This window comes from Pseudoxanthomonas putridarboris (assembly GCF_038321125.1).
GTDB lineage: Bacteria > Pseudomonadota > Gammaproteobacteria > Xanthomonadales > Xanthomonadaceae > Pseudoxanthomonas_A > Pseudoxanthomonas_A putridarboris.
This window is the reverse complement of record NZ_JBBWWT010000002.1, coordinates 482403-505561: the sequence shown is the minus strand read 5'-3', so window position 1 is coordinate 505561 and position 23159 is coordinate 482403. Positions and strand designations below refer to the sequence as shown.

20 protein-coding genes and 2 tRNA genes are annotated in these 23159 nt (G+C 68.1%); 8 read left to right on the top strand and 14 right to left on the bottom strand.

The window, feature by feature from the left end; all coding sequences use genetic code 11:
* Positions 1-129: 129 nt before the first annotated feature.
* On the top strand, positions 130-783 hold the full coding sequence (locus AAD027_RS06315) for a J domain-containing protein (RefSeq protein ID WP_341725165.1): 654 nt from the start codon (positions 130-132) through the stop codon (positions 781-783).
* Positions 784-795: 12 nt separating this feature from the next.
* On the opposite strand, the gene AAD027_RS06310 is transcribed toward AAD027_RS06315, so the two are convergent.
* The 3 genes from AAD027_RS06310 to AAD027_RS06300 form a co-directional block, all read right to left on the bottom strand.
* Positions 796-2151, bottom strand: a complete 1356-nt coding sequence (locus AAD027_RS06310; protein ID WP_341725164.1) for a TIGR03013 family XrtA/PEP-CTERM system glycosyltransferase — start codon at positions 2149-2151, stop codon at positions 796-798.
* A gap of 162 nt (positions 2152-2313) precedes the next feature.
* Complete coding sequence (locus tag AAD027_RS06305) at positions 2314-3081, bottom strand: 4'-phosphopantetheinyl transferase family protein (protein ID WP_341725163.1); 768 nt, start codon at positions 3079-3081, stop codon at positions 2314-2316.
* A gap of 13 nt (positions 3082-3094) precedes the next feature.
* Positions 3095-4549, bottom strand: coding sequence for a right-handed parallel beta-helix repeat-containing protein (locus tag AAD027_RS06300; RefSeq protein ID WP_341725162.1), 1455 nt, complete (start codon positions 4547-4549; stop codon positions 3095-3097).
* A gap of 271 nt (positions 4550-4820) precedes the next feature.
* Here AAD027_RS06300 and AAD027_RS06295 point away from each other — a divergent pair, with 271 nt between their 5' ends.
* The 5 genes from AAD027_RS06295 to AAD027_RS06275 are packed head-to-tail and all read left to right on the top strand — an operon-like array spanning position 4821 to position 11417.
* Positions 4821-5999: a glycosyltransferase gene (locus AAD027_RS06295; RefSeq protein WP_341725161.1), complete on the top strand. Its 1179-nt coding sequence runs from the start codon at positions 4821-4823 to the stop codon at positions 5997-5999.
* A gap of 15 nt (positions 6000-6014) precedes the next feature.
* Positions 6015-7214, top strand: a complete 1200-nt coding sequence (locus AAD027_RS06290; RefSeq protein WP_341725160.1) for a glycosyltransferase — start codon at positions 6015-6017, stop codon at positions 7212-7214.
* A 56-nt stretch (positions 7215-7270) separates the two neighbouring features.
* Positions 7271-8755, top strand: coding sequence for an alkaline phosphatase family protein (locus tag AAD027_RS06285; protein WP_341725159.1), 1485 nt, complete (start codon positions 7271-7273; stop codon positions 8753-8755).
* A gap of 36 nt (positions 8756-8791) precedes the next feature.
* On the top strand, positions 8792-10027 hold the full coding sequence (locus AAD027_RS06280; RefSeq protein ID WP_341725158.1) for a glycosyltransferase: 1236 nt from the start codon (positions 8792-8794) through the stop codon (positions 10025-10027).
* 40 nt (positions 10028-10067) lie between these two features.
* Positions 10068-11417: a nucleotide sugar dehydrogenase gene (locus AAD027_RS06275; RefSeq protein WP_341725157.1), complete on the top strand. Its 1350-nt coding sequence runs from the start codon at positions 10068-10070 to the stop codon at positions 11415-11417.
* Between the two features lie 64 nt (positions 11418-11481).
* On the opposite strand, the gene AAD027_RS06270 is transcribed toward AAD027_RS06275, so the two are convergent.
* The 9 genes from AAD027_RS06270 to lexA form a co-directional block, all read right to left on the bottom strand.
* On the bottom strand, positions 11482-13185 hold the full coding sequence (locus AAD027_RS06270; RefSeq protein ID WP_341725156.1) for a hypothetical protein: 1704 nt from the start codon (positions 13183-13185) through the stop codon (positions 11482-11484).
* Positions 13186-13333: 148 nt separating this feature from the next.
* Complete coding sequence (locus tag AAD027_RS06265; RefSeq protein ID WP_341725155.1) at positions 13334-13801, bottom strand: hypothetical protein; 468 nt, start codon at positions 13799-13801, stop codon at positions 13334-13336.
* Positions 13802-14113: 312 nt separating this feature from the next.
* Positions 14114-14190: transfer RNA gene (locus tag AAD027_RS06260), tRNA-Arg, on the bottom strand.
* Between the two features lie 188 nt (positions 14191-14378).
* Positions 14379-14471, bottom strand: a tRNA-Ser gene (locus tag AAD027_RS06255).
* Positions 14472-14548: 77 nt separating this feature from the next.
* A complete protein-coding gene (csrA, locus tag AAD027_RS06250; protein WP_341725154.1) occupies positions 14549-14758 on the bottom strand; it encodes a carbon storage regulator CsrA in 210 nt (69 codons plus the stop codon).
* Between the two features lie 150 nt (positions 14759-14908).
* The gene (gene alaS / locus AAD027_RS06245; RefSeq protein ID WP_341725153.1) at positions 14909-17560 is read right to left on the bottom strand and encodes an alanine--tRNA ligase; all 2652 of its coding nucleotides are present in this window, start codon (positions 17558-17560) and stop codon (positions 14909-14911) included.
* Between the two features lie 93 nt (positions 17561-17653).
* Positions 17654-18163 carry a recombination regulator RecX gene (gene recX / locus AAD027_RS06240; protein ID WP_341725152.1) on the bottom strand — a complete coding sequence of 170 codons (510 nt, stop codon included), beginning with the start codon at positions 18161-18163 and terminating at the stop codon, positions 17654-17656.
* A gap of 46 nt (positions 18164-18209) precedes the next feature.
* The gene (recA, locus tag AAD027_RS06235; RefSeq protein WP_341725151.1) at positions 18210-19244 is read right to left on the bottom strand and encodes a recombinase RecA; all 1035 of its coding nucleotides are present in this window, start codon (positions 19242-19244) and stop codon (positions 18210-18212) included.
* A 190-nt stretch (positions 19245-19434) separates the two neighbouring features.
* The gene (gene lexA, locus AAD027_RS06230) at positions 19435-20076 is read right to left on the bottom strand and encodes a transcriptional repressor LexA (protein ID WP_341725150.1); all 642 of its coding nucleotides are present in this window, start codon (positions 20074-20076) and stop codon (positions 19435-19437) included.
* Between the two features lie 100 nt (positions 20077-20176).
* Between lexA and AAD027_RS06225 the strand changes: the two genes are divergently transcribed.
* Positions 20177-20725 (top strand): hypothetical protein, encoded by a 549-nt coding sequence (locus AAD027_RS06225; protein WP_341725149.1) that lies wholly within the window; start codon positions 20177-20179, stop codon positions 20723-20725.
* Positions 20725-20937, top strand: a complete 213-nt coding sequence (locus tag AAD027_RS06220) for a helix-turn-helix domain-containing protein (protein ID WP_341725148.1) — start codon at positions 20725-20727, stop codon at positions 20935-20937. Before AAD027_RS06225 ends, AAD027_RS06220 begins: the two co-directional genes overlap by 1 nt.
* 1 nt (position 20938) lies before the next feature.
* Here AAD027_RS06220 and AAD027_RS06215 read toward each other — a convergent pair whose 3' ends face one another.
* Together AAD027_RS06215 and AAD027_RS06210 are read right to left on the bottom strand one after the other, a co-directional pair.
* On the bottom strand, positions 20939-22624 hold the full coding sequence (locus AAD027_RS06215) for an ABC1 kinase family protein (RefSeq protein WP_341725147.1): 1686 nt from the start codon (positions 22622-22624) through the stop codon (positions 20939-20941).
* 43 nt (positions 22625-22667) lie between these two features.
* Complete coding sequence (locus AAD027_RS06210) at positions 22668-23159, bottom strand: CinA family protein (protein WP_341725146.1); 492 nt, start codon at positions 23157-23159, stop codon at positions 22668-22670.

Below are 23159 nucleotides of genomic sequence, written 5' to 3'. Positions count from 1 at the left end.
CTGCCAAGCCACTGGCGACTTCCTGTGTTCTTCCCACTAAACGCATGCCGGCGCGGGTTCAGGCCACATCGGACGCGGCTGCAAATGCGACGCCAGCCCGCTAGGATGTGGTGCGGAAGGACATGCACGATGGAAAACGACTTCACCCGCCTCTACGCACAGCTCGACCTGCCTCCGGACTGCGGCCTGGACGAGCTGAAGCACGCGTACCGGCGCCGCGTGGCGGAACTGCATCCCGACCGGCGGCAGGTGGGCGATTCCGCCGACAACGCACGACAGCTGGCGCAGCTGATCACGCTGTACAAGCAGGCGCTGCGCTTCCATGCACGGCATGGGCGCCTCCCGGGCGCGACCACGGAGGCGATCACGGACGCGCCATACTCCGCCGAACCCGCGCAGACGCCGTCTCCCGCGGTGGCGACGCCGCCGGCGTCCGGCGAAGCGACAGCGCGCGCGCGCAGCGGCTGGTTGATGGTGGCGTTGTGCGTGCTCGCGGGCGGCCTGCTCTGGACGGCCTGGGAAAACCACTCCACCGCCTCGTCCGACGAACCGGACGACGTGGACGTGGTCTACGCACCGCCCAAGTCCGGACCCGACCACCTCGTCATGGGGATGGACATGGAGGCGGTGCTGCAGGTGCAGGGCGCGCCCACCCGCCAGGGCAGCACGGTATGGGAGTACGGCCCTTCGTGGGTACGCTTCGAAGGGGACCGGCTGGTGGAGTGGTACAGCTCGCCGCTTTACCGGTTGAAGACGCGCGAGACGCGCGTCGGCAGCGACTGAAGGCGCGCCGCCTCAGCGCGCGCCGCGGCCGAACAGCACCACTTCGACGGTCTGCAACAGGATCATCAGGTCGAACACCAGGCCGTGGTTCTTGACGTAGAACAGGTCGAACTTCAGTTTCTCCTCGGCGTCCTGCACCGACGCGCCGTACGGATAGCGCAATTGCGCCCAACCGGTCAGGCCGGGCTTGATGCTGTGGCGCACGCCGTAATAGCGGACCTGCTCGTTCAGCATGTCGACGAAATGCGGGCGCTCCGGGCGCGGGCCGACGAAGCTCATGTGGCCGCGGATCACCGCGAACAACTGCGGCAGTTCGTCCAGCCGGGTCAGGCGGATGAACTTGCCCACCCGCGTGGTGCGGTCGTCGTTCTTGCTGGCCCAGATGGCCACGCCGCCCTTCTCGGCATCCTGCCGCATGCTGCGGAACTTGGTCAGTTCGAAGTGGCGCCCGCGCTCGCCCACCCGCGTCTGCCGGTACAGCACCGGGCCGCCGGACTCCGCGTACACCGCCAGCGCCACCAGCAGCATCACCGGCCAGGCCAGCGCCAGCAGCAGCAGGGCGGCGGACAGGTCGAACAGGCGCTTGCTGAGCCGGCGCGGCATCGAATAGTCGAAGCCGCCGGAGAACACCAGCCACGACGGGTCCACCACGCTCAGCTGCACGGTGCCCGATTCGCGCTCGAAGAACGTGGACAGGTCCACGACGGAGACGCCGTACTGCACGCACTTGAGCATCTCTTCCATCGGCAGCGCGCCGCGGCGTTCGTCCGGGGCGATGATGACTTCGTCCACGTCCAGCTCTTCCACCAGCGTGGCCAGCGACTCGCAGTCGGTCGCCAGCAATTCCTCTTCGCGCACCACCACGGCCTGTCCGGGAATCGGCACGAAGCCGACGATGACGAACGACTTGCGGTCCGCCTGCCGGCGCATGCGGCGGTTGATCAGGTTGGCGTTGTTGCCGGCGCCGAAGACCAGCACGCGCTGCCGCAACGCCTCCACCTGCAGCAGGTTCTGCATGGTCAGCCGCATGCCCAGCAGCGCCACGAAGCCCAGGCCCAGGGTCAGCGCCAGCGGGCCGCGGCCCACGTAGGTCTGGGGCACGGCGTAGAAGATCACCAGCAGGCCGATGCCGCCGAAGAAGAACGACAGCGCCAGCCGCAGCAGCAGGTTCGCGCGGTTGTGCCGGCCATGCGCCTGGTAGAGCCCGAACGCGGCCATCGCGCCGGTGATGACCAGCGCCACCAGCAGCGCGCGCAGCGGCGCGGTCTCGATGAAGACCGCATGCCCCTCCACGTCGCCCAGGAAGCGCAGCCAGGCGGCCGCCGCCACGCACAACATCAGCACCAGGACTTCAAGCAGCCAGATCATCCGCATGACACGGTTCTTCCGGCTCGACTGCACGTGCTTCATCGACTTCCCCTGAAACTGGCTCGCAGCCGCCAACGACGGACCGGACGGGTCGCCTGTTGCGCTGTCAGGACCTGAAACGCCGTCGGGGAGGCGATCCGGCCAAGCGGCGCCGCCGCGGCATCAATGCGGCGACAGCCGGATGGCCTCCACGCGCAGCGCGGGAGGCGCGGCGACCGCCAGCAGGAACCCGGCATGCAGCGGCAGGGTTTGCACGCGCAGGGCCTCGGTGCCTTCGCAGTCGCGGTACTCGCTTTCGGCCAGCCGGGTCTCCAGCACGGCGCCTTCCGCCGCGTGGAAGCCGTTCATTTCGCAGACCAGCCCCACTCCCACCGCCTTCAGGAAGGCTTCCTTCCTGACCCACAGCGCCAGCAGGTGTTCGTCGCGCGCCGGCGGCATCGCCAGTCGCGCCAGTTCGTCCGGATGCGCCACCTGGCCGGCGATCTCCGCCATCGCTCCGATGCGCTCGCGGGATTCCACATCGATGCCGACCACACCTTCGCTGCAGAAGGCGAACGCGGCCGCGCCGGCGGCATGGCTCAGGCTGGTGCGGCCACCCCTGTCGCCCAGCCGGGGACGGCCTTCAGCGTCGCGGCCCAGCGGAACCTCCTGCGGCGCGATGCGCCAGATGGCGGCCAGGAACAGCCGGTGCAGCGCATACGCAAGGATGAGTTGTTCGCGGTCCTGCGGCCGGCGCTTGCGGGCGACGCGCTCGCGCTCGGCCGCGCTCAGCAGGGTCTCGGCCTCGGCGCGCCACGGCATCCACTCCGACAGGTCGGCCATGGCGACCAGCGCATTGCCCGCTGTCGCGGGCGGCAGGCGGCAGCGGTGCCGGAAAACCTCCTGCAGCGCAGGCATCGCTTCGCTGTGGACGTGGGCATGGGAAACCATCGGCGGCATCCGCTCACTCCCGCGACGGCGGCGTCCAGCGCCGGGCATGCGGCGCGGGTGCCGGTCCGGCCCATTTCCTGAGCTTGCCGTCGCTGCCCGCCACCAGCGCGATGGGTGCATCGGCACCGGAAAGCGCGCCGATGTCGGGGGCGGCGGGGTCGTCCTGGCGCCGGCGTTCGCTGCCGGGCTCGATGCGGGTACGCAGCGGCGGTTCGAACAGCACCTCCGCCAACGGCGAAACGAAAGCGGTGGCGGACAGCGTGGCCGCCTGCGGCACGCCCCGGCGGACCAGCGGGCTGGCCGGCCCCGGCCGCAGCGACAACTGGTCGACATCGACCAGGCCGGGCGCTTCGCCGATGACGGTCTGCGTCCATTCCGGCGGCGCCGAGGCGCCGCGCTGGATCCAGTTGCCGCTGCCGGCGACGCGCCGGCCGTCGCTCCAGGGTGCGCGTTCCTGCGGCCCGCAGGGCTCGGGCGTGTCGTCCACGTCGTTCTCGCGCACCAGCGCCGGCGTGCCGCCGATGCTCTGGTAGACCACGTTGTTGTACATCTCCAGCGAGCCGGCGCCCAACTGCACCATCACCGCATTGGCCGGACCCGGCCGGTCGAAGACGATCGTGTTGTTGAGCAGCCGCACGTGCCCTTCGCTGCGGCCGTTGAGGTCGCCGCCGATGCGGATCGCGTTGGCCCAGCGCCCGGACTGGATGATGACGTTGCCCACCACTTCGGCATCCTCGCGCTTCAGCGCGGTGGTCCAGCCTTCCTGCTGCTCCCAGCAATCCGGTCCGATCAGTTCCAGCGCCTGGTAGGCCGCGCCTTCCAGCCAGTTGTAGTGGATCTCGCTGCGCTCGTGCCGCACCTTCACCAGGTTGCCGCCCCGCCCCGCATGCAGGTAGTTGAAGCGCATGCGGAACACCGAGCCGGGAAACGCGACCTCGTCCGACTGCATGTAGATGGGATGCTGGCCCATGCCATTGCCGCTGTTGCGGATCTCGCTGTATTCCAGTGTGAACGAACCGGACAACCGGTCCGCCCCCAGGATGCCGTGGCCGGGGCAGTCGCGCACGATGACGTCGCGCACGGTGATGCCATGCGCCTCGCTGAAGATGCAGCTGTTGGGCCCGCCGGTCACCTCGAAGCCCTCCAGCGTCACGTGGTTGGACTGCTGGAACTTGATGGTGTGGTACTGGCCGCCTTTCAGGATCGGGCGCTGCTTGCCCACGCCGCGCCGCCACTGGATGACCACCGGCGCCTCGGCGCTGCCGCCGTCGTCCTCGCCCACCACGATGCCGCCGTCGTACACCGCGTCGCCGTCCACCGCGATCACGTCGCCCGGCTCCAGGTCGTTCTCCCTGAACACGTCCGCCAACTGCGTGTACTGCCTGCCCGAGGGCCCCACCGTATAGGTCTTCGCGCAGACCGCCTGGGTGGCCGCCAGCCAGAGCAGCAGCGCACACGGAAGCAGCATGGATTTCGTCACGGTGGCGGGCACTCCGTCCGCTGTCGTCGGCGGTATCTGGAACCGAACGCGAACCGCACCCGCAACCGGCCGCACTCTGTCGCGGGCTGGCCGGTTTTCCGCCAGTACGCGTTGTTTCCCTACATACCGGGCACTCGGCGAAAGCCGGTGACGCCCACCACACGGAACGACGACAGGGGAGCGCAATGTCGCGTGCATTGCAGGAAACCGGGCATGACCGCAGGCCCGCACTGCAACGCACCGGCCACGACGAATCGCCATGAACAGGGGGCTGCGTGCGTTTTCAGACCACCGGGCGGAACCCGCACCGGAGATACGCCATGTCGCGCATGGCGTGCTGTCGCTGGACCTGGGCGGGCTGGAGCGCCTGGCGCTGGCGCTGGCGCGCCGCGGCCGCGAGCACGGCCATCGCGTCAGCATGATCTGCATCGACCGGCCCGGCCGGCTGGCCGACGACGCGCGCGCGCTGGGCGCGGAAGTGCATTCGCTGGACATGGCGGGGAACCGGTCCGAAGCGACGGCGCGGGCGGCCGAACTGTTCGCGCGCCTGCGGCCGGACGTGCTGCATACCCACCAGATCGGCGCGCTGTGGCACCTCGGGCGTGCCGCCCGCCGGCAGGGCGCGATGGCCGTCGTGCATACCGAGCACAGCGACCATGCCGCCCTGGCCAGCGGCCTGCGCAACCAGTTGAAGAGCCGGCTGTGGTGGCACCGCGCCGGCAGGCTGCCGGACCGTTTCTGCTGCGTGTCGGAAGACATCGCGCGCTCGGTGCGCCGCTGGCGCACGGTGCCGGGCGAGAAGGTCTGCGTGGTGGACAACGGCGTGGATACGGCGCTCTACGCCGACCGCGCGCCGCGCGAACCGCTGCGCGCATCGCTGGGGTTCGCGAACGACCAGCGGGTCATCGGCACGGTGGGCCGGCTCAACGAGGTGAAACGCCAGGACCTGTTGCTGCGCGCCTTCGCCCGCATCGTCCCCGAGTACCCGCAGGCGCGCCTGCTGCTGGTGGGCGACGGCCCCGAGAGAGAGGCGCTGCAGGACCTGACGCGATCGCTGGGCCTGGCCGACCGCATCGTCTTCGCCGGTTACCAGCCGCGCACCGAGCACTACCTGGCGGCGATGGACGTGTTCGCGCTGAGCAGCCGCCATGAAGGGCTGCCGCTGGCCTTGCTGGAAGCCTGGGCGTCCGGATTGCCGGTGGTGTCGTCGGCCGTCGGGGGCATCCCGCAGGTGGTCCGGCACGGCCACAACGGCTTGCTGTTCGACAGCGGCGACGAAGCCGGGCTGGCGGCCACGCTGGCGCGCCTGCTGGACGACCCCGCCGCTGCCGCCGGCCTGGCGACGGCCGGCCGCGGCACGGTCGAGGCGTCCCATTCGCTGGAGCGCACGGCCGAACGCTACGACGCCCATTACCGCGCCGCCCTCGCGCAGCGCTGAAACCTGCCGGCTCCCATGAGAATCCTCGCACTCACCAACCTGTATCCCAACCCGGTGCAACCGCACCGCGCGTCGTTCAACCGGCACCAGTTCCGCCTGCTCAGCGAACGGCACGCCCTGCAGGTCATCGCGCCCACGCTGTGGGTGGACGAATGGCAGCAGGGCAAGCGCAGCGGCGTGCGGATTCCCGCGCCGCGCCGGGTGGTGAACGAGGGCATCGTCGTCGACCATCCACGCTACTGGTACACGCCCAAACTGCTGCGCGGACTCTACGGGCGCTTCTTCATGGCGTCGGTGAGGAAGACCTTCGACCGCGCCGTGGAAGAGTTCGGGCCGGACCTGGTGTTCTCGCCATGGGCCTACCCGGACGGCTGGGCCGCCGTGCGGCTGGCGCACCGGCACGGCCTTCCCGCCGTGATCCAGGTGCACGGCAGCGACGTGCGCCAGTTGGACCAGTTCGGCGCGCGCGAAGGCGGCACGCGCGAGGCCATCGTGCAGGCCGACGGCGTGGTGGCGGTGTCGTCCGAACTGGCGCAGCGCGTGGTGGCTTTGGGCGCGGCGCAGGACAAGGTGCGCGTGATCATCGATGGCGTGGACAAGCAGGTGTTCCGCCCCGGCCCGAAGGAAGACGCGCGCCGGCGACTGGGCCTGGACCCGCGACGGCGGCACCTGCTGTTCATCGGCAACCTGCTGGACGTGAAGGGCGTGGACATCCTGCTGCACGCCTGCCGCGTACTGAAGGGCCAGCGCGGCGACTGGCAGTTGCACCTGGTCGGCGACGGCAAGCGGCGCGGTGCGTTGGCGCGGCTGGCCGAGTCGCTGGATATCCACGAACAGGTCGTCTTCCACGGCAGCCTGCCCCATCACACCCTGCCGACCTGGCTGCAGGCGGCGGACCTGTTCGTGCTGCCGAGCCGTTCCGAAGGCATTCCCAACGTGCTGCTGGAAGCCTCGGCTTGCGGCACGCCCTACGTCGCCAGTGCGGTGGGCGGCATTCCGGAAATCGCCGCGCTGGGCGCCAGCCGGCTGGTGCCGCCGGAGCAGCCCGCCATGCTCGCCGAGGCGATCGCCGCGATGCTGTCCGCGCCGCCCGCGACGCCGGCAACCGGTCCGCGCGACCGCGAACAGGCGGTCGAAGCCTTGTCGTCCTTCCTCGATGAAACGCTCCAGCGCCATCGCGCGGCCGGCAGCGTGTCCCATCATCGCGCCGCTTGACGTTTCCCCTTGCAGACAACCCTCAGACCGAGTCCTTCCCCATGAATCCCGCACCCGTGAAAAAACTCATCCTCGTGGAGATGAACGAGATCACGTGGCGTCTGGTCGACCCGCTGCTGGCCAAGGGCGAACTGCCCCACTTCGCCCGACTGATCGCGCGCGGCGCGCGTGCCGCGCCGGTGGCCGAGGAGGAAGGCGCCGACCTGGACCCGTGGGTGTCGTGGACCACGGTCTACACCGGCCGCAAAGTATCCGAGCATGGCGTGAAGTTCCTCGAGCAGCCACCGGAGACGGTGAAGGGTCCGCGCCTGTGGGACATCGTGGCCGATGCGGGCAAGCCGGTCGGCATCTTCGGTTCGATCATGTCGTGGCCGCCGCGCAAGGACGTCGAGGGATTCTGGGTGCCCGGCACGTTCTCGCCCGGCTACGAGACCTTCCCCGCCTCGCTCGAACCGATCCAGGAACTCAACCTGACCTACACCCGCGAACACATGCCGGTGGGCGGCGACGTGCGCCGCCGCATGGGCAAGCTGGAACTGGTGCTGAAGCTGAAGGCGCTGGGCCTGCGCGTCGCCACCCTGGCCCGCATCGCCGGCTTCTTCGCCCGCCGCGCCACCGGCGCCGCGCAGGCCTGGGAGAAGGTCAGCATGCAGCCGCTGATCAACTTCGATTTCTTCGAACGCCTGTGGCGCAAGCACCGTCCGGTCTTCGCCACGTTCCACACCAACCACGTGGCGCACTACCAGCACCGCTACTGGCGCGCGACCGACCCGGCGCCGTTCCTGGAAAAACCGGATGCGGAGGAAGTGCGCAAGTACGGCGGCGCCATCCGTTTCGGCTACCGGGTGGCGGACGAACTGCTGGGCCGCATCATGGCGATGGCCGACGCCGACACCACCATCGTGGTGGCTTCGGCGCTGGCGCAACAGCCCTACGTCACCGAGGAATTCCGCGGCGGACGCAGCGTGATCCGCATGCGCGACATCCACGCCGTGCTGGACCTGATCGGCGCGACCGGCCGTTGCCGCGCGTACTCGGTGATGGCGCCGCAATGGAACCTGGAATTCGACGACGCCCAGGTCCAGCAGGCGGCCGAACTGGCGCTGCAACAAGCCTACGTCGGCACGCCGGAACACCGGCTGTTCGCCTGCGCATCCGCCGGCAACACGCTGTGCATCAACATCCGCCAGAAGCTGCCGCGCCCGATCGACGGCGCCGCCGAATGCGTGTTCCCCACCACCGGCAAGCGCATCCGCATGGATGCGCTGTGCGCGGAGAAGGACCCCACCCCCAAGCAGGGCCACCACGACCGTACCGGCCTGCTGATCATGGCCGGGCCGGACATCGCGGCCGGCGTCGACCTGGGCGCGTGCTCCACGCTGGACCTGGCGCCGACGATGCTGAAGGCGCTGCAGCTGGATGCGCCCGCGCACATGACCGGCTATGTGTTGTCGGCCGCGTTCAAGGACCACGTCGCGTCGCCGGGGATTCCCGCCGGACACGCATCGGCCGCACGCGCCACCGTGGACGAGGCCGCCTGAGTGTCGACGGTCGCCCATCCCTCCCGCGGACGCCGCATGAAGATCCTGTTCCTGCACAAGCAGATCCTGTTTCCCCGCGATACCGGCGGCAAGATCCGCGTACTGAACCTGCTCAGGCATCTGGCGCGCTGGCACGACATCACCTACGTCTGCAACCTGCGCGCGGGCGAGGACAGATTCCTGCCGGACATGGAAGCGCTGGGACTGCGCATGGAAGCCGTGCCCGGCGAGACGTCGCCGCGCGGCGGCGTGCGCTTCATCGCCGAGGCCGTGGCCAACCTCGCTTCGCCGCGGCCCTACGCCGTGGACCGCAACTTCGACCCGCGCGTGCGCGACAAGGTCGCCGAACTGCTGGCACGCGAATCCTTCGACCTGGTGATCTGCGACACCGTGCAGATGGCCCGCCACACCATGGGCCTGCCGCTGCCGCCGACGGTGCTGTTCCAGCACAACGTGGAGGCGCAGATCCTGGAGCGCCATGCCCAGGTCAGCGACGGCCTGCTGCGCCGCACCTACATGTTCGACCAGTACCGCAAGATGCGCTCGTTCGAGCGCCGCTGCGGCAACCACTTCGATCACGTGATCGCGGTGAGCCGGCAGGACAAGGAAATCTTCCACCGCCGCTACGGCTGGAAGAACGTCGATGCCATCGACACCGCCGTCGATACGGATTTCTTCCAGCCGCAGACCGGACAGGAACGGCCGCACCGGGTGATGTTCCTGGGTTCGATGGACTGGCTGCCCAACCAGGACGGCGTGCGTTTCTTCGCCGATGAAGTCTGGCCGCGGGTGATCCAGCAGCAGCCCGACGCCGTGTTCCAGATCGTCGGGCGCAACCCGCCGCCCGCGGTGCAGGCGCTGACCGAGCGGCAGGGCATCGAAGTGACCGGCTCCGTGCCGGACGTGCGCCCGTACCTGGCCCAGGCCTCGGTCGTCGTGGTGCCGCTGCTGGTCGGCGGCGGCACCCGGCTGAAGATCTACGAAGCCATGGCGATGGCGCGCGCCACCGTCAGCACGACGATCGGCGCCGAAGGCCTGCCGGTCGTGCCCGGCGATCACTACCTGCAGGCGGACACGGCCGACGCCTTCGCCGCCGACATCCTGCGGCTGATGCAGGACTCCGCCCTGCGCGAGCGCATCGGCAACTCCGCCGACGCCTTCGTGCGGCAGCACTACGGCAGCGAGACCATCGCCCGCCAGTTCGAGGCTATCTGCGAGCAGGTGGTGCGGCGCGAACAGGCCGCGCTGCCCGCCTCGGCATCCGCGGCCTGACGGCCACGACACGCATTCCTTTTCCCAAGAGTATCCAGACATGAAACAAGTTGCGGTTTTCGGCATGGGTTACGTCGGTTGCGTCACCGCCGCCTGCCTCGGCCAGGATGGCCACTCGGTCATCGGCGTGGACATCGACGCTGCCAAGGTCGCCGAGGTCAATGCCGGCAAGGCGCCGATCAGCGAACGCGGCCTGGACGAACTGATGCAACAGCAGGTGGCCAGCGGCCGCCTGCGCGCCACCGGCGACACCGCGCAGGCGGTGCGGGAATCCGACATCGCGCTGATCGCGGTGGGCACGCCGTCCACCGAGGATGGCGCGGTCACCGTGCATATCCTGGAAAAGGTCATCGCCGACATCGGCGCCGCGCTGCGCGCCGATCCCAAGCCCTACCACGTGGTGGTCCGTTCCACCCTGCTGCCCGGCCTGCTGGAAACCCGCATGCGCGATGTGCTGGAACAGGCGCTGGGCCGTCCGCTGGGCACGGACGTGGTCCTGTGCAACAACCCCGAATTCCTGCGCGAAGGCTCGGCGCTGAAGGACTACTACCATCCGCCGTACGTGCTGGTCGGCGCCGAGAGCGAAGCCGCCGCGCAGCCCATCGTCGACCTGTACCACGCGGTCGATTCGAAGAAGTTCGTCACCGACTCGCGCACCGCCGCGCTGGTGAAATACGCATGCAACGCCTTCCATGCGGTCAAGGTCACCTTCGCCAACGAGATCGGCAGCGTCGCCAAGGCCATGGGCGCCGACGGCCACGAAGTGATGAAGCTGGTCTGCGAGGACACCAAGCTCAACGTGTCCACCGCCTACCTGCGCCCGGGCTTCGCGTTCGGCGGCTCGTGCCTGCCGAAGGACCTGCGCGCGATCAGCCGCTTCGCCGAACACGAAGCCCTGCGCCTGAACATGCTGTCCTCGGTGCTTGCCTCCAACGAGAGCCACCTGAAGCGCGCGTTGAAGATGGTCCGCGACACCGGCCATAAGAAGATCGGCCTGGTCGGCCTGAGCTTCAAGAACGGCACCGACGACCTGCGCGAGAGCCCGATGGTGGAGATGGTCGAGACCCTCACCGGCTGGGGTTACGCGGTGAAGATCTACGACCCCAACGTCATGCTCGGACGCCTGCGCGGGCGCAACCTGAGCTACATCGACCGCACCCTGCCCCACCTGGCGCAGATGCTGGTCGAAGAGACCGGCACCCTGCTGGACCACGCCGAAGTCCTGCTGCTGTGCACCGACGTGGCCAACGATTTCGACTGGCGCAACGCGCACCCGGGCCGCATCCTCGACCTGCGCGCCGATCTGGCCCGTCCGCAGCCCGTCTCCGCGCACGCCGGGCAAGACAGCACCCCAGCGACCGAAAAGGCGCCGCAAGCCGCGGTCGCGTGAGGTCCAAAAGAAATGCCACCGTCGCGGGACGGTGGCATTCGACGAACCCGGCGATGCGCCCGGCCTACTTGCAGATGGAGTCGCCGCCGTCCACGCTCTCATCGCTGTCGCAAAGGGCGACAGGACGCGGGTTCCAGCGCACGTAGCGCGTCTGCAGGCGCGGATTCGCATACTTGCGGACCTTGTTCGCGCCCGGCCTGTCTGCGACGACGGGTAGGTCCGCGCTGGCGAACGTGCCCGGCGACGACACCGGCCCGACCACCGGCGACGGCGTCGTGCTGCCGGCGGGCGCCACCGGCAGGCTGGGGATCGCGGCGCCTTGGCTCACCGCGCCTGCGGAACCGCTACCGCGCGAGGGCACCATCGGCTGCGAGCCGTTCACGAGAATCGGGCCCGCGGGCGGCGTGGAGCCTTCGCTGACTTCCAGCGCGCCGATGCTGATCCTGCCACCGGACAGGACGCGCGGCTTCTGCGCCCCGATCGCCATCTTGGCGCGCAGCGGTGGGTCGTACTGCGGGATCGCCAGCGGCGACGGGAACGGGAACGCCGAAGGCGTCGCCGGCGGATTGGCGCCGTTGCCCACCAGCGCGCTGCCCGACGTCGGCCGCAGTTGCAACTGGGCGATGTTGGCCAGGCCCGGATCGCTGCCGCTGCGCGTGCCCGTCCATTCCGAAGGCGCATCCGAGCCCGACTTCACCCAGTTGTTGCTGCCCGCCACCTTGCGGCCCGCCGTCCAGGCGGCGGAGCTCTGCGGCTCGCACGGCTCCGGCGTGCCCGCCGAGTTGTTCTCCTTCACCACCACCGGCGCGCCGCTGGTGGTCTGGTGGATGACGTTGTTGTGCATTTCCAGCGAACCGGCGCCCAACTGCACCATCACCGCGTTGGCCGTGCCGCTGCGGGTGAAGAGGATGGTGTTGTTGACCAGGCGCACGCGCCCCTGGCTGCGGCCATTGAGGTCGCCGCCGATGCGGATGGCGTTGGCCCAGCTGCCCGACTGGATGATGACGTTGCCGACGACGTCGGCGTCTTCGCGCTTCAGACCCGTGCTCCAGCCGTTCTGCTGCGTCCAGCAATCCGGGCCGATCAACTCGATGGCCTGGTAGGCGGAGCCTTCCAGCCAGTTGTAGTGGATCTCGCTGCGCTCGTGGCGCACCTTCACCAGATTGCCGCCGCGGCCACTGTGGATGTAGTTGTAGCGCATGCGGAACACGGAGCCCGGGAAGGCCACTTCGTCGGACTGCATGTAGATGGGATGGCGGTTGCTGCTGCTGCCGGCGTTGCGGATCTCGCTGTATTCCAGCGTGAACGAACCGGACAGCTGGTCCGCCGCCAGGATGCCGTGCCCGGGGCAGTCGCGTATCAGCACGTCGCGCACGGTGACGTCGTTGGCCTCGCTGAAGAGGCAGGTGCTGCTGCCGCCGGTGATCTCGAAACCCTCGAACACCACGTGGTTGGACTGCTGGAACTTGATGGTGTGCGTGCCGCCCTGCAGCACCGGCCGGGTCTGGCCCGCCGCGCGCCTCCAGCGGATGATGATCGGGTTGGCCGCGGTGCCGGCGTCGTCGGTATTGACCACGATGTTGCCGTTGTAGGTGGCGTTGCCGTCCACTTCGACGATGTCGCCGGGCGCGAGGTTGTTGCTGCTGAATACCGTCGAGAGCTGGGTGTATTGCCGGCCCGAGGGGCCTACGGTGTACGTTGCCGACCAGGCGACGGCGGGAAGGAACACCAGGGAAAGAGCCAGGGCGGCCCTGTTGAAACTACGCATGACTAACCGGACACGAGGCAGGGGACGTGCAAAACTATATCGGCGCCCCTGCAACCGCATGTGAAAAACGCCGGTCAATATCCGGATAGATGAATACCGTCACACATTAATATCAAAGGGTGGCGGAAAACCGCTGGTAATCGCCCGGTTATCGCCGCACGGCGAATATCTTCCCCGCCGCATGGGCATCCAGCAGTTCGCTTTTCGCGATGACGATCCTTTCGCTGTCGTCGAAATCGATGCCGGCGATATTCCCCTGCAGATCCTCCAGCGCCATGTTCCTGTCGGTCGAGGCGGCGTTCTCCGTCACCAGCGTGACCTCGTCGCCTTCCACCGCGACGACCTTCATCAAACCGAAGGCACGTCCGCTCCGCTCGAAATCCGCATCGGAGAAGTAAGTCAGCTCGGCCGCGTAATAATCCCCCACCGCAGGCGCCTGCAGCACGGCCACCTGCCGTTTCTGGTCGGCAGCGGTGCGTTGCCCGCAACCGGCCGCCATTATCGCCACGAGCAGGAGCAACCACGACAGCGCCCGCTTGTTGATTAATGATTCCATCGCCTGTCTCGTTACTGTGGAAATAAAAACCGATGCCGGACGAACAGGTCGATACCGCATCGTCCTGCCGGCTGGCGGCCGGATTCTGCCGAATGCGGGCGGATACGATCCGCGGCACTACCGCATCGATGCCCGGGAGATGCGTGCCGCCGTTTCCCGCGGCGATGCCGCCACGGGAACATCCCCTCATACGGGCCCGCGCATACAGGGATGACGAAGATCGATGGCGATGCCGGCCGCGGTACACGCACGATTCGCCCGTGCGCCATGATAGCGATGCGACGACAGCGGTCCGTGAAGCAGGACGCGGCGATGCCGGGAGCCGCCGGAAAGACAAAAGCCGGCAAGTTGCCTTGCCGGCTTCTGCTTGTATGGCGCGCCCGGAGAGATTCGAACTCCCGACCGCCTGGTTCGTAGCCAGGTACTCTATCCAGCTGAGCTACGGGCGCGTAAGAAGCGGAATTATGCGTGAAGCCGTTTCCGCTCGTCAACCTTTTTGCTGCACCGCCCGCCTGCGTTGGCGCACCCCTTGGCACGCGTCGTCGCCGGCGTTCGCAACCCGCGCTCCGCGCCATCATGAGGCACATTGAACACGTGCGGTTCCAGTCAGTACCGCAGTTTCTGGCTGCGCATCAACTGGCGGAGTGAGAGGGATTCGAACCCTCGATAAGGCTTTTGACCCTATACTCCCTTAGCAGGGGAGCCCCTTCGGCCACTCGGGCATCACTCCGGGTTTGTTGCACGCCGCAAGCCGAGCCGCGGCGGCCGCATAGGATAGCCGCTCGCCGCGCGGGCGGCAAACGGAATTCACTCCGCGGAAGAGTTTTCCGACGGGACAGGCGACGCGGCTTCCTCGCCGCGCTGGATGCGCTGGTAGATTTCCTCGCGATGCACGGCAACGTCCTTGGGCGCGGTGATGCCGATGCGCACCTGATTGCCTTTGACGCCGAGCACGGTCACCGTGACCGAATCGCCGATCATCAAGGTTTCGCCGACGCGGCGGGTCAAGATCAACATGTTTCTTCTCCGTAATCCGGCAAGGATAGTGCCGGGGGGCGCGCCAAGTCCGTGAAACCGGGCACGCGCTTCCTGGTACATTCATGAACCTAAAGCATGTTAGCGGTCAGGGGGCCACGGCCGCAAGCGGCGGAGCCCCGGTGTCGGGATTCAATCGAGTCGCTGCTGGACCCAGCCCGAGACGCCCTTCAGCGCCGAGGCAAGGGCGGGCCCGTCCTCGCCACCACCCTGGGCGAGATCCGGACGGCCACCGCCCTTGCCCCCGATCTGACTGGCGATGTGGGACAGCAGTTCCCCCGCCTTGACCTTGCCCATTGCGGCCCCGTTCACCCCCGCGACCAGCGCCGCCTTGCCGCCCTCGGCGCCGGCCAGCACGATGACCGAGTCGCCCAGTTGCTGCTTCAGCCGGTCCACGGCATCGCGCAGCGCCTTGGCGTCGAAACCTTCCAGCCGCGACGCCAGCACCCGGATGCCGCCCACGTCCACGGCCGCGCCGGCCAGGTCCGAGGTGGCACTGGACGCCGCCTTGGCCTTCAACGACTCCAGTTCCCGCTCCAGCTTCTTCTGGCGGTCGGTCAGGGCACGGATCTTGTCCACCACGTCGCTGGCATTGCCGCCCAGCAGCGCCGCGGCTTCGTCCAGGCGGCGCTCCTCGTCGGCGATGTGGTCCAGCGCACCCTGCCCGGTCAGGGCCTCGATGCGGCGCACGCCGGCCGATACGCCGCTCTCGCCGACCAGCTTGAACACGCCGATGTCGCCGGTGCGGGACACATGGGTACCGCCGCACAGCTCGGTGGAATAGTCGCCCATCCGCAGTACGCGGACGTTTTCGCCGTACTTCTCGCCGAACAGCGCCATGGCGCCGAAATCCAGCGCTTCCTGCATGCCCATGTGGTGCACTTCGGCTTCATGGTTGGCGCGGATCTGCGCATTGACGCGGCGCTCGACCTCGGCCAGCTCGGCCGCCGTGACGGGCTGGAAGTGGGAGAAGTCGAAGCGCAGCCGGTCCGGCGCCACCAAGGAGCCCTTCTGCTGCACGTGGGTGCCCAGCACTTCGCGCAGGGCGGCATGCAGCAGGTGGGTGGCGGAATGGTTGAGGATGGTGGAAGCGCGGCGGGCGCCATCGACCGACGCGACCACGTGGTCGCCGACCTTCAGCGCGCCCTTGGCCACACGGCCCAGGTGACCATGGAACTGCCCGGCGAACTTCTGCGTATCGGTCACATCGAACTCGACGCCCTGCTCGGCCAGCACGCCGATGTCGCCGACCTGGCCACCGGATTCGGCATAGAACGGCGTGTTGTCCAGGAACACGACGGCCTCATCGCCCGCCTCGACGGCCTGCACCGGTCGGCCGCCCTTGAGCAGCGCAACCACCTGCAGGCCGCCGGCATCGAGATGGTCGTAGCCCAGGAAACCGGTCGGCGCCATCTGCGCCACCAGCTCGGCCGGCAGTCCGGTATTGGAGGTGAACTTGCCCGCGGCGCGCGCGGTTTCGCGCTGCTGTTCCATCGCGGCGTCGAAACCGGCCATGTCCACGGCCAGGCCGCGCTCGCGCGCGATGTCGGCGGTCAGGTCCACCGGGAAGCCGTAGGTGTCGTACAGGCGGAAGGCATCGGCGCCCGGGATGACGCCATCCTTCACCCGCGAAGCGACGTCGTCGAAAATGCGCATGCCGGAGTCGAGCGTCTCGGCGAAGCGCTCCTCCTCTGCCTTCAATGCCTTTTCGACCAGTTCCCGCGCCGCCGGCAGCTCGGGATAGGCTTCGCCCATCAACTCGACCAGCGTGCCGACCATTTTGTGGAAGAACGGCTGGCGCACGCCCAGCATCCAGCCATGGCGCAGGGCGCGTCGGATGATCCGGCGCAGCACGTAGCCGCGGCCCTCGTTGGACGGCAGCACGCCGTCCACGATCAGGAACGAACAGGCACGGATATGGTCGGCGATCACGCGCAGCGACTTGTTCTCGCGGTCGGCGGTGCCGGTCAGCTCGGCCGCCTTGCCGATGAGGGCCTGGAACAGGTCGATTTCGTAATTGGTGTGGACGTGCTGCAGGATCGCCGCCAGGCGCTCCAGGCCCATGCCGGTGTCCACGCATGGCGCCGGCAGCGGCACCAGCGTGCCGTCGGGCTGGCGGTCGAACTGCATGAACACCAGGTTCCAGATCTCGATGAAGCGGTCGCCGTCCTCGTCCGGCGAACCCGGCGGGCCGCCGGCGATGTGCTCGCCATGGTCGTAGAAGATCTCGGTGCAGGGACCGCAGGGGCCGGTGTCGGCCATCTGCCAGAAATTGTCGGACGCATACGGCGCGCCCTTGTTGTCGCCGATGCGCACGATGCGGTCGGCCGGGATCCCGATCATGTCGTGCCACAGGTCGTAGGCCTCGTCGTCGGTGTGGTACACCGTGACCAGCAGGCGTTCTTTGGGCAGCTTCCAGACCTCGGTCAGCAGTTCCCAGGCCCAGGCGATGGCGTCCTTCTTGAAATAGTCGCCGAACGACCAGTTGCCCAGCATCTCGAAGAAGGTGTGGTGGCGCGCGGTATAGCCGACCGAATCCAGATCGTTGTGCTTGCCGCCGGCGCGCAGGCAGCGCTGCACATCGGCCGCGCGCACGTAGCTGCGCTTCTCCGCGCCCAGGAACACGTCCTTGAACTGCACCATGCCCGAATTGGTGAACAGCAGGGTGGGATCGTTGCCCGGCACCAGCGGCGCGGACGGCACGATGGTGTGCCCCTTGCTGGCGAAGAAATCGAGGAAGTCCTGGCGGATCTGGCGCGTGCTGGTTTTGGAGGGCGTGGTCATCTGGCTGGCATTGGCTGGCGGGCGCATCCCGGCACCGCGTCTCCCGCAAGATGCGGGCGCGGCCGGGCGAAGGCAACCCAATACCCTAGATTATCAGGCCGTGCCGTCCCAGTCGTCAGCTTCCGCCTGGCTCGCCGCGCGCACCGTGGCGCCGTCGAAGCCTCGGCGGATCAGGAAATCGGCGACCTTCCGGCGTTGCGCCATGTCGCCCTGGCCCACTGGACCGAAACGGCGGCGGACGAGGTCGCACGCCGTTTCGGTCCAATCGCCGTCGAAAGTGGCCATGGCCGCGGCGACCGCCTCGCGACCCAGCCCATGGGTCGCCAGTTCGGCGCGGATGCGCAACGGACCATAGCCACCGGAGACGCGGCTGCGGACCAGGGCTTCGGCAAAGCGCTCATCGCTCTGCCAGCCCTCGCCGGCCAACCGCTCCACGGCCGATCGCACTTCGGCCGGCTCCACCCCACGCGCGGACAGCTTGCGGGACAACTCCTTGCGGGAATGCTCGCGCCGGGTCAGCAGCCCCAGCGCACGCTGCAGCGGGGTCTGTTCCGCCGGCTTGCGCCGGCGCGATCGGCGACCGGCATCGTCATGCTCACCCATGCCGCGTTACTCCCGGACCGAGGGCTTCCCTGCCCTCCTGCCGAACTTACTCTTCGACCTCGTCGGCGGCGGCTTCGCGCGGGGCCTCGGCCGGCTGGAACTTCTCGCGCAGCTCGGCCTCCAGCTTGGCGGCGATCTGCGGGTTCTCGCGCAGGAAGGTGCGGGAGTTGTCCTTGCCCTGGCCGATCCGCTCGCTGCCGTAGCTGTACCAGGCGCCGGCCTTCTCCACCAGCTTGGCTTCCACGCCCATGTCGATCAGTTCGCCCTCGCGGCTGATGCCCTCGCCGTACAGGATCTCGGTGACGACCTGCTTGAAGGGAGGCGCCAGCTTGTTCTTGACCACCTTGATCTTGGTCTGGTTGCCGATGATCTCGTCGCCCTTCTTGATGGCGCCGATGCGGCGGATGTCCAGGCGTACCGAGGCGTAGAACTTCAGCGCGTTGCCGCCGGTCGTCACTTCCGGGCTCTGGCCCGGCATCATCACGCCGATCTTCATGCGCAACTGGTTGATGAAGATGACGGTGGTGTTGGAACGCTTGATGTTGCCGGTCAGCTTGCGCAGGGCCTGGCTCATCAGGCGGGCCTGCAGGCCGGGCAGCTGGTCGCCCATCTCGCCCTCGATTTCGGCCTTGGGCGTCAGTGCGGCCACCGAGTCGATCACCACGATGTCGATGGAGCCGGAGCGCACCAGCATGTCGGCGATTTCCAGCGCCTGTTCGCCCGTGTCGGGCTGCGACAGCAACAGGTCGTCGACGTTGACGCCCAGCTTGGCGGCGTAGATCGGGTCCAGCGCGTGCTCGGCGTCGATGAAGGCAGCGGTGCCGCCCTGCTTCTGGCACTGCGCGATGGCCTGCAGGGTCAGCGTGGTCTTGCCGGAAGACTCCGGGCCGTAGATTTCCACCACCCGGCCGCGCGGCAGGCCACCGATGCCCAGCGCAATGTCCAGCATCAGGGAGCCGGTGGGAATGATTTCCACGGGCTCGATGACCCGGTCGCCCATGCGCATCACCGACCCCTTGCCGAACTGGCGTTCGATCTGGGTCAGGGCCGCGGAAAGTGCGCGCTTCTTGTTCTCGTCCATCGTCGATTTCCTAGGTGATGTGCTCAAGTGGTGGCCAGTGTGGGGGCCGCCCATCGCACAGGCTGCGACTGGGTGGCTGGATCGAAAGATATTCCCCCGGCCGGTTTGGCCGGAATCGGGGGAAGGCATGTGGAATTGTCGGAAAATGCCGCAGCGGCATGCCGGTGGAACACCTTCACGGCGCAGGGCATCACCGGTTCGGCCTCACCAGCCCGCAGTACAGGCCTTCGATGGCGAAATCCTGGTCGGGCAGGACCTCGATCGGCGCATAGTCCGGATTGCGCGGCAACAGGCGGATGCGGTCCTTGCCGATCTTCAGCAGCTTGACGGTGATGGCGTCGTCGATGCGCGCCACCACGATCTGGCCGGTACGCGCGTCGCGGGTGCGATGCACGCCGATCAGGTCGCCATCGAAGATGCCTTCGTCGCGCATCGAATCGCCCTTCACCTTCAACAGGTAATCCGGGGCCGGGGCGAAGAAGGCGCGGTCAAGCAGGACGTAGTCGTGATGGTCGGCGTCGGCCCCGATGGGCGCGCCGGCCGCGACCTGCCCCAGCACCGGCACGCGGAGACCGTCGTCGTTCGACGCGGGGAACGACAGCTCCGGCTGCGGGGGCAGCGGCGCCTTGAGCAGGCGGATGCCGCGCGCGCGGCCGGGCACGCGCTCGATGGCCCCGGCCTGCTCCAACGCCTCCAGATGGTACTGGGCGGCACGCACGCCCTTGAAGCCGAAGGCCTTGGCGATTTCCGCCTGGGACGGCGGCATGCCTTCCGCCTCGATGCGCTCGGCGATCAGGGCCAGGATGGCGTGCTGGGTATCGGTCAGGTCCATGGTTAGTAGTAATACTACTAACTCCATGGGCAGCGCAAGCCGCTTGACAATAGTTAAAATTAATTTATGTTTTACGAAAATTATTCATTGAGAAATATCCATGAAGCCAGAAATCAAGATCATGCGCCACGGCGATCACCTGTCGTCGCTGGCTTCTGTCGGCATCGCCTGTGTGGCGATTTTCGGGTTGCTGCTGGTCTGCATGCCCTATCTGCCGAACTGGAACCCGCAGGCAACATCCTGGGCCACGATCGCCAAGGTCGAATGGGAACAGGCCGTACGCATGAATGCCGCAGGCAAGGCATGGCTGAGCCTGGCACATGCCATTTGGACCCTGGCCTATCTGCTGCCCCTGTTCGCACTGCGCAGGCTGGGGCGCGCCCTGTTCCGCGGCGAAGCCTTGACGCCGCCGGTCGCCAAGGCCTTCCGCTGGCTGGCGCATTCGTTGCCGCTGAATGCGCTGCTGTGCTTCATCGCCGGCATGTTCACCGGCATCGCGTCCGAGGTCAGCGGTGTGGAAGCGCGCACCTTCACGCTCGATATCGGTGGCTTCTACATCTTCCTCATCGCGACGCTGTGCCTTTACAGCGTCGCGCATCTGATGCGCCTTGCCGCCGAGGCCGCGGACGACTCCCGGAGCATCGTCTGATGCCCATCATCGTCAACCTCGACGTGATGCTGGCACGGCGCAAGATGAAATCGAAGGATCTCGCCGATGCCATCGGCATCAGCGAGACCAACCTGTCATTGCTCAAGCAGGGCCACGTGAAAGGCGTGCGCTTCGGCACGCTGGAAGCGATCTGCCGCGCATTGGACTGCCAGCCCGGCGACCTGCTGGAGTACCGGGAAGAACAGGCCTGACCTACCGCCGCCCGCTGCGCCAGACGGAAAAAAGGATCCACACGCCGCACAACGCGGCGCCGATGAAGCCCATCGCGCCCAGGGCCAGCAGCCAGCGGTTGGAGACGCCGCCGCCCACGCTGTTCATCACGATGGAGGAGCCGATGATCAGCGCGGCGGTGATGATGCCCATGGTCAGGCGGTTGGCCGCGCGGTCGACCTGCTCGCCGAAGGCCTTGAGCGTGTCGACCTCGATGTGCATCTGCAGCTTGCCGCGGCGCGCCGACTGCAGCAGCCGGTGCACGTCGCGCGGCATGTCGCGGAGCAGGTCCACCACGCCCGCCAGCGTGCGGCGGCCGCGGCGGACCAGCACGTCGGGCGAATAGCGTTCCAGCATGGCGCGCTCCAGGTACGGGCGCGCTTCGCTGGCCATGTCGAAATCCGGGTCCAACTGCCGTCCCAGCCCTTCCAGCGTCAGGAACGCCTTGATCATCAGCGCCAGGTCGGCGGGCAGGCTCAGGCCATGCTCGCGCAGTATCGCGGTGACGTCTACCAGCATCGCGCCCATGCGCAGGTCCTTCAGCGGGACGCCGCGGTACTGGTCCACGAACACGTCCGCCGATTCCTGCAGGCGCACTTCGTCGATGTCGTTGCCTTCCTCGGTCCAGTCGATCAGCACCTCCGCCACGTCGGCCGAGTCGTGCGCCACCAGCCCATGTAGCAGGCGCACGATCTGGAACCGCCGCTGCTCGGTGACGCGGCCGACCATGCCGAAGTCGATCACGCCGATGGCGCCGTCGGGCATGTAGAAGATGTTGCCCGGGTGCGGATCGGCGTGGAAGAAACCGTCCTCCAGCACCATCTTCAGCACGATGCCCGCCCCGGTGCGCGCCAGTTGGGCGCGGTCCAGCCCGATGGCGTCGACCGCGGCCAGGTCGCGCCCGGGGATGCCCTGCAACAGGTCCTGCACGTTGAGCCGTTCGCTGGTCCATTGCCAGTGCACGCGCGGGATGACGATGTCCTCCCGGCCGGCGAAGTTGGCGGCGATTCGCTCGGCGTTGCGGCACTCGGCGGCGAAGTCGAGTTCGCGGCGCAACGACCCGCTGAACTGCTGCACGATCCGCTGCGGGTGGTAGCGCCGCAGTTCCGGCAGGTTGCCCTCCACGATCACCGCCAGATGCTTGAGCAGCCGCAGGTCGGCTTCAACGGTATCGCGGATGCCGGGGCGGCGCACCTTCAGCACCACGGGATCGCCGTTGGCCAGCCAGGCGCGATGGGTCTGCGCCAGCGATGCGGCCGCCAAGGGCTCGCGCTCCACCCGGGCGAAGATCGTGTCCGGGTCGGCGCCCAGGTCCTCGTGCAGTTGCGGCAGGATCTCCTCGTACGGCAGCGCCGGCACGGCGTTCTGCAGTTCGCTCAATTCGGCGATCCAGGCCGGCGGCAGCAGGTCCACGCGCGTGGCCAGTACCTGGCCCAGCTTGACGAAGGTCGGCCCCAGGTCCTGCAGCGTGCAGCGCAACCGGGCCGGCGCCTCCATCCGCAGGCGCCCCTCCTCGACCGTCTGCCAATGCAGCAGGCGCCCGGCCTTTTCCAGCATGCCGGCCATGCCGATGCGCTTGACCACATCGCCGAAGCCGTAGCGGATCAGGACCGAGGCGATTTCCTGCAACCGCCCCAGATCGCGCACGGTGCCAAGCGTCTCCCACATCAGGCTGTCTCCGCATCGAGGGCATGGACGACGGCGGACACGGCTACACCTTCTCCAGCCCGCGCAGGGCGGCGGCCACCGTCTGCCTGCGCACCGATTCCCGATCGCCGTCGAAATGGAACACCTCGGCGCGCGCGTAGCCGCCGCGCCGCTTCCAGCCTATCCAGACCGTGCCCACCGGCTTGTCGGGACTGCCGCCGCCGGGGCCGGCGATGCCGGTGACGGCCACCGCCACGCTGGCGCCGGAATTGACCAGCGCGCCGGACACCATCTCGATCGCCGTCTCGCGGCTGACCGCGCCGTGCGTTTCAAGCGTCTGCGGGCGCACGCCCAGCAGGGCCTGCTTGGCCTCGTAGCTGTAGGCCGCCATGCCGCAGTCGAACCAGTCCGACGAGCCGGCGATGTCGGTCACGCACTTGGCGATCCAGCCACCGGTACAGCTTTCGGCGGTGACCAGATGGTCGCGCGTCTGCCTGAGGCGCTCGCCGAGGGCATGGGCGAGCCGGTTGAGCTCATCGTCACTGGGTCCGGACAT